The 12694-nt window shown below is 44.9% G+C and carries 8 protein-coding genes; 3 read left to right on the plus strand and 5 right to left on the minus strand.

The window, feature by feature from the left end; genetic code table 11:
* The first annotated feature begins 522 nt into the window (after window positions 1-522).
* The 3 genes from Q0954_RS29810 to Q0954_RS29820 all read left to right on the plus strand — a co-directional run bounded on the left by Q0954_RS29810 (window position 523) and on the right by Q0954_RS29820 (window position 2461).
* Entirely contained in the window at window positions 523-984 is a 462-nt protein-coding gene (locus Q0954_RS29810; protein ID WP_299464186.1) for a lipocalin family protein, read from the plus strand.
* Between the two features lie 227 nt (window positions 985-1211).
* Window positions 1212-1856, plus strand: coding sequence for a hypothetical protein (locus Q0954_RS29815; RefSeq protein ID WP_299464189.1), 645 nt, complete (start codon window positions 1212-1214; stop codon window positions 1854-1856).
* Window positions 1857-1870: 14 nt separating this feature from the next.
* Window positions 1871-2461: a hypothetical protein gene (locus Q0954_RS29820; protein ID WP_299464192.1), complete on the plus strand. Its 591-nt coding sequence runs from the start codon at window positions 1871-1873 to the stop codon at window positions 2459-2461.
* A 195-nt stretch (window positions 2462-2656) separates the two neighbouring features.
* On the opposite strand, the gene Q0954_RS29825 is transcribed toward Q0954_RS29820, so the two are convergent.
* The 5 genes from Q0954_RS29825 to Q0954_RS29845 form a co-directional block, all read right to left on the minus strand.
* A complete protein-coding gene (locus Q0954_RS29825) occupies window positions 2657-4060 on the minus strand; it encodes an ATP-binding protein (RefSeq protein WP_299464195.1) in 1404 nt (467 codons plus the stop codon).
* On the minus strand, window positions 4000-5730 hold the full coding sequence (locus Q0954_RS29830; RefSeq protein ID WP_299464198.1) for a contractile injection system tape measure protein: 1731 nt from the start codon (window positions 5728-5730) through the stop codon (window positions 4000-4002). The genes Q0954_RS29825 and Q0954_RS29830 overlap by 61 nt, the downstream gene beginning before the upstream one ends.
* Window positions 5727-9368, minus strand: a complete 3642-nt coding sequence (locus tag Q0954_RS29835) for a hypothetical protein (protein WP_299464200.1) — start codon at window positions 9366-9368, stop codon at window positions 5727-5729. The genes Q0954_RS29830 and Q0954_RS29835 overlap by 4 nt, the downstream gene beginning before the upstream one ends.
* A gap of 88 nt (window positions 9369-9456) precedes the next feature.
* A complete protein-coding gene (locus Q0954_RS29840) occupies window positions 9457-11103 on the minus strand; it encodes a tail fiber domain-containing protein (protein WP_299464203.1) in 1647 nt (548 codons plus the stop codon).
* A gap of 233 nt (window positions 11104-11336) precedes the next feature.
* Window positions 11337-12587 (minus strand): tail fiber domain-containing protein, encoded by a 1251-nt coding sequence (locus Q0954_RS29845; RefSeq protein WP_299464206.1) that lies wholly within the window; start codon window positions 12585-12587, stop codon window positions 11337-11339.
* Between the last annotated feature and the right edge of the window lie 107 nt (window positions 12588-12694).

Below are 12694 nucleotides of genomic sequence, written 5' to 3' on the forward strand. Positions count from 1 at the left end.
ATATTTTTTAAGTAAAGTCAGGGTGCGAATATCGCCAAAATAATGTATCAGGTATTTAGAGGTTGAGGTACTAGTGCTTGAATTGAGGATAGAATATGGATGAATAATGGAGTCAGGCGAGGCGTAAACAACACGCATCGTTCGTTTTTTGAATTCCGATGCATATCGCATTGATCAAGGCTTAGAATTCCGCCTGTAAAAATCAGCTTCAAGTTGTGTTGAATCACAATTTTTATGGAGTCGTTCTAATCACAGTCGCTCCGAGTCGATCTCAGAGCACAAGCACAAACTGTTTACCGCTGTTAGATTTAAGTGACCGCTGCAATTAAACCCAAGCCAGTGTGGTTTATCACAAGGTATGCCCCTTCTATAAATAGTGAAAAAATAGTGTCATAGTGCGGAAAAATCATTAACTTAAAGTCAGTATCAAACCCACTCAAAATCTTACGTTCTATGAGACCATTTTTTACTAAAAAGTCTACTCTCCAAAAAACAACTACCCACTCAAACTTTACAATTAAAATGATTAAACACGCTTGCGATTTTTTTTATACACTGACCATCCTCCTTTTAATGGCTTCTTGCACGTCTAAAACCCCTGATAAAAATGTTTTGATAACCAAGTCATGGGGGTTGGACATGAAGGCTACAAAAAAAAATGCTGACAAAGACAAGGTGAAAGAAGCTACGGGGCCGCTTGGGGAACTGGGCAACGCTCTATTAGACTTGTTGATAGAGGAAGTTGATTTTACTTTTAGAAAAGATAAGACATTTAATGTAACTTTTCTGACTTTAGGCAAGGGGGAGAAAACAGGCAAATGGAGCATAGAAGGAAATACATTAAAGCTGAAAATACTGTCAGAAGGCATTCGTAAGGATACTACAAGCTTTAACATTATAAAGCTTTCCGAAAATCAACTAGTGCTGAAAGAGAATGAGAAGGACGCAGAAAAGATTTACCTCAAACCAAAAGCTAAAGAATAGAACTTAGTAATGCACAAAAAATAACTCTGTTTTTTTAAGTCTTCCGAAGGAGACTTGAAAGCCTAAACACAGGGAAGTCTCCAGACTTCCTTGCGTAGCAAAACTCACCAAACACTTACACCAAGCAAGGGCTGCATTCGCAGAGAAGTCGGGAGACTTCTTTCATTCATCGTGTCAAGTCGCCCTGTGAGAAGACTTGACACAGCAGGGGTAAAAAAATTCCTAAAATGCTTTTTGATCGGATAAAGAAGGTTAAACAACGCGGAGGGCAAAAATTGACCATAGAAATAGGTCCAAACAGTTACAAAGGCTACCCTCAACATACGGCATTTATAAAGCAAAGTGTAGTAGATGGTTTGCAAAAAGGTGATAGAACACAATTTGATGCTTTGACTCATGAGATAGATCACGCAGTAAGGTTTGAAGGACTGTCACTCGAAAAGGATGAACTATTTAAAGCTCTCAAGTCCGAAATATTTGCTTTACATGCCCAAATCTTTACTGTAATTAATTTATTGCATGCAGGAGTAAAAACAGTAAAGTTTTATAATGTTGTGGTATTAGACACATATGTAGAGAACTACAATAAAAAATTCAAAAATAAGGAAGGTAGTGGATACACATTAGATGGCTTTTTACTTGCACTATCAAAAGAAGATAAAAATACCTTGGTACTTTTAACAGAATACATTGCATTTTACAGATATATATTAGTAAGAAAAGCTAAAAAACAATCTTTAAAATCTTTAGATTATCAGGAAGATGTAAAGTCAATGGCAAAAAAGTATTTATCTTTTCAGGCTGCTAAGAAACAATACAACTTAGTACTAGCCGCAGATAAAAACTTACTTGTATATTTTACTGAACCATAAAACCTTTCTTTAACATGAATCAAAGTGTCTTTTTAGAAAGTGTTGATTTTAACTATTTAAATGACGCACTAATTGATAAAATTATAGACAAGTATCCATTTACTTTTTTCAACCATGATATGGCTCTAATGGATGACTTAACGATGATAGGTACTGATGTAATAGCTAAAATGCAGGCGTACAATGAACAAGTTATTACAGGAGGTATTGTAGGAAGTAGTGAAGAACTTGCGTTAGAAAGCATTGAATACAAAATAAATCTTGATAATGAGTTTAGAGGCTTTCTTTTCAATACAAAACTTAAAAAAGAATCGTTAAAAAAAATAGACAACTTACTTAACCAAAAACTATGTTTGATATTACTCCTGCCTTTTAATCACGATGATGAATTAAAAGCAAAGGCAGAAGAGTTAAGAAATGATATTAGCATTGATGATACTACATTTGAAGGAATGGAACGACTTAACCTGATGGTGTTATATGATGCACTAGCCCCTTTAATAGATTACTTCAAACAACACAACCGCCTCAACATCATCAACACCATTAACAAAACCCACGAAGAAGTTTTCAAAGAAGTTTGCCAAGTGATAGATAATACTTGACATAAGGTATCGCATACAATGAACATAAAAAAACCGCTGGCTTAAGTTTTTTCAACTGAAGCCTTTGGATAAAAGAAAGCTTATAACTTTCGTTAAGAAGCAAGTATTCTCCATTTGCCGCAACCGCACTCCTATTCTCATTTTTGCAAAAAAGAGACTCGCCGCTCAAGACGATTTATCAACCATCGGCTATGGTTACAAACTCTTCCCCTCCTTCCAATACTCCCGCTGGATGCCTTCCATCAATATTTGATTAGTAATGCAACTTTTGCCCGCAATGGCGGCAAGCGAGGCATGGCGTGCTACGTTGGTGATGGCACCCCCCGATAACTTGTACTTTTCGGCTATTTGATTCAAATCAATGTCTTGAGCTATTTTTTTCTTATTGCCTACCGGCAACACCTTTTGCCAAAGCTTGAGGCGTTGACTGGGTTCGGGCAAAGGAAAATAAATGATAGATTCGAAACGACGGGTAAAGGCTTCGTCGATGTTTTCGCGCAGGTTGGTGGCAAGCAAAGTAATGCCCTCGAAGGTTTCGAAACGCTGGAGCAAATAAGCCACCTCCTGGTTGGCGTAGCGGTCGTGTGAGCTTTGGGTTTGAGTACGTTTTCCAAAGAGGGCATCAGCTTCGTCAAAAAACAAAATCCAATCTTTGTGAGTGGCGGCATTGAATACCCGCGCCAGATTTTTTTCGGTTTCGCCTATGTATTTCGACACCATCATCGAGAGGTCGACTCGATATACCAACTTGCCCGTTTCTTTGCCCAACATACTTGCCGTAAGGGTTTTGCCTGTACCTGGTGGTCCATAAAACAAAGCCCGAAATCCAGGGCGCAGGTTTTTGCCCACTGTCCAATCCTGCAGCAAACGGTCTTTGTTTTCTATCCAGATTTTTATCTCGTCCAACTGCTTTTTGGTACTTCGGGGCAACACCAGGTCTTCCTTCCAGTCAAGACGGGGCGCACTCATACGGTTTGCCGGAAACTGCACACTAAACTCTGGTTGGTAGCTTTGCCCATACAACCAACGCGCCTCGTATTCGGGGGTTAAACGCAACAGCCCACTCTGGCGGGTAGCTCCTATTTGGGCAGGGCGACTTACTAGTTCTATTATGCCTCTGCTAAATAGTGTGTGTTGTTGGTGCAACAACGCCATTGCCTCTAATCTTTTAGACAAATTGTTGCCCGCCATCAAAAAGACAAAAGTCTCGCCCGTGGGCAAAAACCCGCTTGGCTCGTTGGGCACTACCCCACCAAACTCAGTAAAACTTCGTTGATAGGTTTGGTTTCGGATAAAAAACACGTCAAATAATTGAGGTTGTAGGTGAACCGCTATACACAAGGCAAGCGCCAAGCGTTCGCCAACCCCCAAGTCAAAACACTGTACTACTTCAGCATAATCTGAGGCTTCAAGGGGTGGCAGGGGCAATTCCTCAATCGTTTGATACTCATCCTTTTTTCCTGTCTCAAAATATATAGACAAACGCAAATCGATTACTTCCCGTAACCAATTCAACTCATTGTCGAGTACACTTGCATTTACCATTCTACAAAAATTGCCTGAGGCATCCAGGGCAGCTTTACCACTTGGTAGCTCCACTCTAGCCGGGTTAATAAAATATCAAAAGTTTCTTTTTCTACCTGTAGCAGGTAGCCATTACTATTGTTGGGCTGGGTAAGTACCCCTTCGCGCTGCAAAAAAGATTGTTGAAGCCCTTCTACCGAAATATTGCCCAAGCCCTTGGCATATTCCAACACAGCTTCTATCAACACTTGAGCATCGGCTTGTTCTTCTTCAGTCAAAGGCGCTTGGGGTTCCAGAGCTTGCTCGATGGGTATGCCACACAACAACTTGTTCAAAGGCAACACATATTCGGGCGGTTCGGTAGTCCCATCCACCAGGTATTGCAGCATCCAAGCTGCTCGGTGTTGCAGTTCAACCGTTTTAAATTGCTTGTCCTCCAACCAATCTAAGTTTTTAAAAAAATTGGTCAAAAACACCCACAATATTACTATACCTGCATTGTCTATATAGATTTCGTCGGAGGCAGTAAACTTTTTTTGCAATAAGGGTTCATCTTCTTCATCTACTGCTTGCACCTTCGTCGTTTCAAGCATTGGCTCAAGGTCTGCTTCTGCCCACACCTCGCCCCAGTCAATTGCAGGTGCATCGGCCACCACAAGGGGGGCTTGCGCCAAAAGCGTGACTACTTCGGTAGCCTTTCGGGGAGGAGTAGCTCCCTGGGCAAGGGTCAGCACAAAGTTTTGCAAAAATAGGGTGCCCTTGGGCGAACGTGGTGCCTGTCCCGACAACGTAAGCAGGGCGAGCTCCCAAAACAGGTAACGCAAACGCGCCAAGTCATAGTCTAACAATATAGCCAGTGAGGGTAGGCTTTTTTGCAAGGCCTGTACCAATGGCCATAAGTATTGGCTGGTAGTATAACTAGCGCCTAGCTCCAGCAATCCCTCGTCGCTAAAGGTAGCAATGATCCGTTTGCATCCGGTAGAAGTTTTATAGTACTTGTTGAGTTGGGTGTGTAACCATACCGGGTGCTGTTCCAGAGTAGCAAGCAATGCTTTTTCCAGCAAATCGGGGGTGGCTTGAGCCCACCAGGGCAAACGCCCAGTATCCAGAAAAAAGACCAGTATTTCGCTGGCTGCCCCTGTTCCCTTGTTTTGTTTGCTTTCTGCTTTGGCTTGTGCCTCATTTACCCAGTCATCGGCTTCGCCCAACAGTTGGTCAAACCCACCTTTTGCCTTGAGCAAGTCAATCAAAGCTGTTTTGAGCCTTTCTACAGTCACCGCATACTCGCTAGCCAAACCCAGGTCGATGGCCTTGAGGCGGGCCAATAAAGTATCCAGCGATGTGTCGCCCGGAAGCCTTTCATTAAGTAACGCCCTAAAAGCTGCCTTAAGCCGGGGCATTACTTCTTGCGCCTGGTGTTGCTCCAGCTCCTGGGCAGGGTAAACGGCTTCTGCCTTGGCAAGACTGGCTTGCAACAACTTGGCTAATACGGCTTGTACTTGTTGAGCAACGTCTTCTTCCAGGTGGTTTACACGTACTTGCCCCAGGTCTATCTCTAGGGTATCGAGGCGGTGCAGCACATTGGGCGGACTGAGCCTATCGAGCGTTTCGCTGATAAGGGGCAATACTTTGCGTTGAAAAATTGCCCCTAACTGGTCATGTATATCCTGTGCCTTTTCTTCTCCGGCTACTGCTACCTCAAACACTTGTTTTTTTATGATATGTCGGTGGTGGGCGTAGGTCATGAGCTTACTGTAAAGTCAATGCTGGCAATAATAACCGACACGCCCGTTTGAGGCTTTTCTGCCACCAGTCGCAGCGTTTTATCGGTAGTAATCGAGTTGTTGGTTTCTACAAAGAAAGTAGCCGCTGTAGTATCACCTGGCGACCAATCCACTTCCACTTTAGAGAAACCTACCCCATCGCGGCGCGGGCTGGCGGTTTGAGCATCATGAAAAAGCTTGGGCACTTGTTTGGCTCCATTGGTGTACTCAAGGTAGTATACTATACCCGCTTGCATATTTGCGACCTCTAGGCGTGCCTTGGTATTGTTCGCCACAGGGTCGGGGTTGATGGTATAAGTGGCCGTGGTCATTGGTCGGGTAAACAATGCTCCAATGGTAGCGCGTTCGTTGCTGCTTAGCACAGTAGGTTGGGCGTGCCCTGCTTTAGAAGCCACCACCATAAACATAGTATCGTGGGTGGTATTAAGCGCACCAATGTCAAACACCACATCATCACCATCGGCGGCGGGGCTTATCGTGCCCAATAATTGGTAGCTTATATCGCTTATTGGGCTGGCGGCATACGTAGCAGGCACATTATTGGTGGTAGCAGGCACTAAAGGACGCAATATTTTGGCGGTAGTGCCCTCTCCATTGTCTACCTCCAGCACATCGGTGGTGGCGGGCTCAGTCAATTTATGGTGCACAAACTCAGGGTCGCTTATTTCGCGGTAATACAGGTGATAGTCTACAATGGCTTGGGTGGCAAAAGCCCCATCATTGATGGTTACATTTACCCCCGTAGTTACGCCATAATCTACCACATTTTGGCTGAGGGCAAGGTTGAGCCCGGCATAAGCCCTCACCTTGAGTTGTACACTGCCCACTTCGGCAGTCGCACCATCACGGGTTCCTTTCACTATAATGAGCACATCTTCTTTGAGCCCGTCGGTCACTTGGGTAACAATGCTGAGCGTACCATTTTCCAGCCCGTTATACGTACCTCCGTCGTCTATGCGGGTGGCGGTACCACTGTTGTTCAAATCGGCATACAGGGCATAGTCTACATTTGCCTGAATGCCGCTCAGTTCGATGGTAGCCTGGGTACCAAAGTCTATTTCCGGCTCGGCTGCCTGGGCGTTCACCAAGCCTACTCCTACCCTTGCCCTGATGGGCTGCTGCAAAAATACCGACTTGAGGGTTTTAGTGGTGGCCACTCCCCCGGCGTTGGTTACCGACAGCTTTTTCTCTGCCCTTAGCCAAAAAATTTGGTCTTGAGTGATTGCAGGCGAAGATATCAACACATAAGGTCTTTGCGCATCGTCTTCCTCACGTACTGTATCAGCATTTATTGTAACGGGGGCAAGCCCGGCAATTGGACGGCGGTTGCGGTCGCAAATACGATAAGTCACGTGGTTTTGTGGATAATACAAGCGAAAGTCTACCTTCCAGGTATCGCTATCGCTGTCATACACTGGGGCGAGGGTTTCGAGCGACAAATCGCGCACGGGTACTGCCACTCCCAGGTTGGCAGGTTTGGGATAATCGGGGTGGTACATATACAATACATCGGCAAGGTAATCGCGGCTGGTTCTAAAGGCGTGGGCTTGCGCGTTGCTTTGATTTTTTAAGGTTGACAACTCCATTAAAAACGCTTGATAGGCAGGCTCAAACGCGGTCATCTGCGTCGTGCTCAACCAATAGGTTTTGATGCGAATATGGGCAGGGGTTTCGAGCCGGAGCAAGCGTTCGGTAAACCTTCGAATACTGGCTTGTTGGTTGGCAAAGCGTCCAATGGCATGAAACACGTAGGTTACCTGTAGCGAGTAGGGGTCTTCGGTGGGCAAAAATGCCAGCAAAGCGCCTTGTTGGAAACCATCGCCGCTGCGGGGGCGCAACAAGATGTGTTCGATCATGTAAAAGCCCTCTAAACCCAGCGACAAGTTTTGCTGGGTGGGCGCACGTAGTCCCAACAATTGGGCAACGCGTTGGTGGGTACCCGAAGCACTCCATGCAGTAGTGCTATAGTCAAAGGCGGTGCCCCGCGCGGCACTTAGTTGGGGCATAGCTTGCACAAAAGCACGCTTGGCTTCTATGGCATCGGTAAAGGCACCACTATTGCCCGATTGCGCCAGCACGTTATCGGAAAATTGTTCAGAAAAACGGGCTAAAAAATGGTCTAAAAAACGACTGCTGCGGCTTTTATCAGTATTGTTGCCCAATACTTCAGCGCTATTGCTTTGTACCCTTAGGGCATCATCCTGGTGATAAATCCCCTCCAAAGCGGGTACATTGTCAGGGTGCAACGCCTGGGCAAAATAACTTTGCACATCGTCTTGGGCACGGTTTGCCGACAAAAGCGTGGGCACTCCGCCCAATTGGGCAAAGTAATCGGCGAGGATTTGTTCAAAAAACAATAAGTAGGCGCTCAACTGGCGGGCTTGGGCACGACGGGCAGGGGAAGCATTTTCGGGCAAACCGTAAGGGGTAATCCCGTATACTTCGGGCATATGTTGGCGCACCGAAGTATAGTAGGCTACTTCTTGGTTGGTGCCCTTGGTGGGCAAATAGTCCAAGTCTTGAACTTCGGGCACGGGTTGTTGGGCTTGTTGCCATAATTGCTCGTATTTTTCTTCTACTTCGGCGCTGTCGTACGCTACGGGCAAATCATCTCTCAGAAATGATACCTCTGAGGCTTCGCGGTCAAACACCACTGCTTTGTTGGCATCCAGAGGCACCAACCAGTCTAGCCGATTGGTCGAAAACTCCTCCCCTTCTTTGGCAATGTCCAAGGTCAAAATGGTTTTGATCTCAGGTGCCAAATTCATCAATGCCTGCACCAGGTCTGAACGCCTCAGCTCGGCGCGTTTCTCAAATTTGCGTAATTGATCTTTAGACAAAAAACCGTTGGCCAACGCGGGTCCATCAAACACCCCTTCGATCAAACGCCCTTGCCTGAAGGAGTCTAAATTTTCGAAACTAAAAGAAGGGTTGATGTATTGGTATAAAACGTGCCATACCTTTGCCATCAATGCTTCTACGTCTTGAACGGTACCTAGCTCCAGTTCTACCTTTATCTTCACCTTTTCTTCGGGCAATATAGCAATGCTTTCCAGGTCGGTGGCAAGCCCCCTGCTCGCCAACACCTTTTGGTAGGCAAAAGTCTCCACTGTTGCTTCGTCTGCCTCTGGTTTTTTCTGAATGCTTACCTCTACCAAACCCTTAAGCTGCACGGGGCGGTACACTTCGGGAGGCAATAGCTCGCTGCGGTAGTCCGCCAATACCAGCTCTTCGGAGAAAGGGGCATAATACAGCTCAGGCGACGATGCCGTACTTGGCTTGATGTGGGCGTTTTGTATGCCAGGGTCATCAATCAACACCCGTCGGTAGTCTTCGGGCACCACGGGTTGGCTGCTCAAGGCTTTGCGGGGCGAAAACAATAGCTCATAAGCGGCATCGCTGCCCCCTGCCAATAGGTCTTCAATGCTAAAGTCTACCCTATAGCCCAGGTCGAGCAAGGCATAACAAACCTGGTCGAGCAGGGTAATGCCTGGGTCGGCGTTGTTGTGGTCGGTCCAAGTAGTGGGGGCAAGTTTTTGTATCAGTTCCAGCCCGCTTTGGCGCAAGGTATCGAAGTCAGGTGTTTTTACTGTAGTCATGTTGATTGATTCTTAGTAGTTTGATGGCTGTAGTTTCTTCCCCTGTCAGGTTTTTTAGCGTTGCCGTACAGACCTGACAGGGGTGTAATTAACTTTTGGCCGCCGCCAGCATATTTTCGAGTGCCACCATACGCGCCACCAAGCTGTCTATTTGGGCTTGTTGGTCTTCTATAGTTTGTTGCTGTTGTTTGTGGGCTTCGGTCAATACCGGGATGAGTCCGGTGTAGTTGATCAATAAATACCCACCTGTACCCTCCTCTACAAGTTCGGGGTATACCTCTTGCACCTCTTGGGCAATGAAACCAAGCTGTGTTCCTTCAGAAAAACTCTTATCCTTAAACTCCTTGGTACGCCACCTAAAACTACTTCCTTGCAATTGCTTTAATTTTGTAATTGCCTCAGCTGTAATGGGAACAATGTCTTGTTTGAAACGGACATCAGAAGATAGAGGGGTGCCAAAAGAAGCTACAGTGCCTTGCACTTCTAATTTATGTCCAGGACTATGACTGCCAATGCCTACATTGCCTGAAGAGGTGATGGTAAGCGCACTACCAACACTTGTACTCCAAAAATCCAGCTTATCATCATACCTATTGTAAATTTGCCAGCTTATGCTAGATTTTTGTAAAATAATTCCGGCATTATTGGCATTGTTGCCATTTTGTACCCTTAGCCAAGCTTCAGTAGGACTGTATATATCCAGCTTATAATCAGGAGTCGTAGTACCAATGCCTACGGCGCCATTTGCCATCATCACCATTTTTTTGGCATTGTAACTGCCCCAGGCAAACAAAGGGCGGGTAGAAGATTCAGGCACAGTATAAGGAGCTGCCTCGGTTCTTGCCTCAAAGTGCATAATAGGACTTGTACCTGTATCAACCGCAGCAGTAATAGAGCCTACCAAAAACAACGCTTCTCGGTCGTCGGTTTCATGGTGAGCAAAAACGCTAGGCATAAACTGCCCAGCAGTACTAGTCATATTCATTATTTTAAAATAATCAGGCGAGGCGTCACCTAGTTTTATGCGTAACATCTCTTCGGCTCCTTGGTTGGCAGCAACAAGAATATCTAGGGGAGCTTCGGGGCTGGTAGTACCAATGCCTACATTGCCATTTCCCTTAATAGTCATTCTTGTGGCGACAGAACCCAAATCACCTGGATCAGCAGTCATAAACCTTAACTCTCCATGTCGTGGATTTGAAGAACCATATTGTCCATCTGCATTTACATTAACAGAGGCAATAGATGTACTGGTTTGACCTAGGGAGTTTCCAAAATAAATAGCACTAAAATTTCCATCAGTTGTAGAAGTGTTTTGTATGGTAATTTGAGAATCCGTTGGAGTACTTTCTATGTTAATTTCATTATCATTTAACGACAAGTGTAATTGACCAGTTGGGTTGGTCGTACCAATGCCCACCTTGCCATCATTGGTCACCATCCATTGCGTATTGCCCGCAGTATCTTTCAACTCAAAACCATTGGCAATGCCTAGTTGCCAGGCAGGTTCAGAGGTGGCATCGGCGTAGAGCAATAAGGCGGTTTGGTCGGTGTCGGTGCCCGCCTGAATCGCCAAACCGTTGTTGGCGTCTTTATATACCGTATCGTCTTGTAGAAACAAGCCGTCTATCATGTCATAAAAATGCTGTTGGGTGGGTATTTCGCCCACGTTAAAGGCGGGCTTCAAGGTATCCCGCTTGGTGGTAGTGTTATTGAATAATGTTTGAAAGTTCATGTTTGTATTAGGATTACAGTGAAATCAATCTTTAGGGTAAATACTAATCAATTGCTATATGGTTTTATTGCTTGATGGTTCGCAAAGCGATTTCTCAATTATGAGAAAATCTATCGACTAATTAACCTGTCGCTTGTTGCTAAAAGCTTGAGGCTACAAAGGCTCCCGACTACGGACTACTAACTATGGACTAAAAAAACTATCGACCATCGACTGAAAGACTATCGCCTATACTAAGCCTCCATATTTGCGTTCAACACCAGTTTTTCCAGGTGCAATACCCGCGCCTCCAAAGCTTCATTTTTATTATTTAAATCTTTGACGGCTTCGGTCAGTACTGGAATCAAACCTGTGTAATTGACAGACAAATAGCCGTCTTGGTCTTCATTAACCAGTTCAGGATACACTTTCATCAGTTCCTGGGCAACGATTCCCAGGTGAGTTCCCTCAGGGAAATTTTTTTCTTTAAACTCCTCTGCTCGCCATTGGAAGGAGGTTCCTCTTATCCCGCTAATTTTCTCTAACGTCTGAGACAATGGTACAATATTTTGCTTAAGGCGGAGGTCTGAGTTATTTAGTGTACCAGATGTAGTAAATAACTTGCCGAATACTTCCATTACATAATAAGCGTTGGTATCTGACCTTAAATTGATGTTTATTCGGTCAGTGCCTGCCCAGGTATATTTAAAAGATCCTTCATGTGCATTAAACCATACATCTTTATTACTTGACTGACCAAAACCAGTATTATAATTATAATAAGTACTATCCCGGTAAAACACCAAACAATACCCTGTAATACCATTGGGAACACTTGGGGTATTATCAAACCTAATAAAGCCATTGTCAAGCCTTACATTACCATTATATACATTCAACTTTTCACTTGGGTCAGCGGTACCAATGCCTACATTATTTGTTGCACCTTCTATGAACAGTCCCTCTCCACCTCCTCGCCAACTGAAATGAATATTTGCTTTCACATCGCCCACTTTAGGAGCCTCAAACAGCGTAGTGCCTTGACCGTTGTACTCTGCCCCAACGTAATAAGGGTAAAAAGAAAAACGTTCATAAGTCCCCTGATCCAATGCAGTCGTAGTAAATATTAGAGTTTCATTAGCCTCAGTATGCACATGAAGTTTAGCCCCAGGGGTGGTAGTTCCCACGCCCACCTTGCCATCGCCCAACACCGATAAGCGCGCCTGGCCATCTTTGTCTTTGATGTGCAACCCATTGTTGATCTCTACCGACCAGGTCAAGTCTTGCGACTCATGGTCAAAAAAGAGCAATGCTTTATCATCAGTACCTGTAGTGATTGCCAAACCATTGTTGGCGTCTTTGTACACGGTATCGTCTTGGAGCAAAAACAAACCATCAATCAAATCATGGAAGTTTTGCTGCGTAGGTGTTTCGCCCGTGTTAAATGAGGGCTTCAAACCGCTCCGGGCGGTGGTAGTGTTGATTAAAAAATCCTGAAAATTCATGGTGATTTGTTTATGTCAATTCTAGATAAATTAGTCCATAGTTAGTAGTCCGTAGTCGGGAGCTTTTTTAGCCTCGCTTTGCGAACCATAACATAGTTAGTAGTCCG

Origin of the sequence: uncultured Microscilla sp. (assembly GCF_947493425.1) — a bacterium.
Lineage (GTDB): Bacteria > Bacteroidota > Bacteroidia > Cytophagales > Microscillaceae > Microscilla.

Excerpts from the sequence above, each read along its gene's own strand:
- Q0954_RS29810 (WP_299464186.1), top strand. The coding sequence starts at position 523 with ATGATTAAACACGCTTGCGATTTTTTTTATACACTGACCATCCTCCTT.
- Q0954_RS29845 (WP_299464206.1), bottom strand. The coding sequence starts at position 12,587 with ATGAATTTTCAGGATTTTTTAATCAACACTACCACCGCCCGGAGCGGT.
- Q0954_RS29840 (WP_299464203.1), bottom strand. The coding sequence starts at position 11,103 with ATGAACTTTCAAACATTATTCAATAACACTACCACCAAGCGGGATACC.
- Q0954_RS29835 (WP_299464200.1), bottom strand. The coding sequence starts at position 9,368 with ATGACTACAGTAAAAACACCTGACTTCGATACCTTGCGCCAAAGCGGG.
- Q0954_RS29830 (WP_299464198.1), bottom strand. The coding sequence starts at position 5,730 with ATGACCTACGCCCACCACCGACATATCATAAAAAAACAAGTGTTTGAG.
- Q0954_RS29815 (WP_299464189.1), top strand. The coding sequence starts at position 1,212 with ATGCTTTTTGATCGGATAAAGAAGGTTAAACAACGCGGAGGGCAAAAA.
- Q0954_RS29820 (WP_299464192.1), top strand. The coding sequence starts at position 1,871 with ATGAATCAAAGTGTCTTTTTAGAAAGTGTTGATTTTAACTATTTAAAT.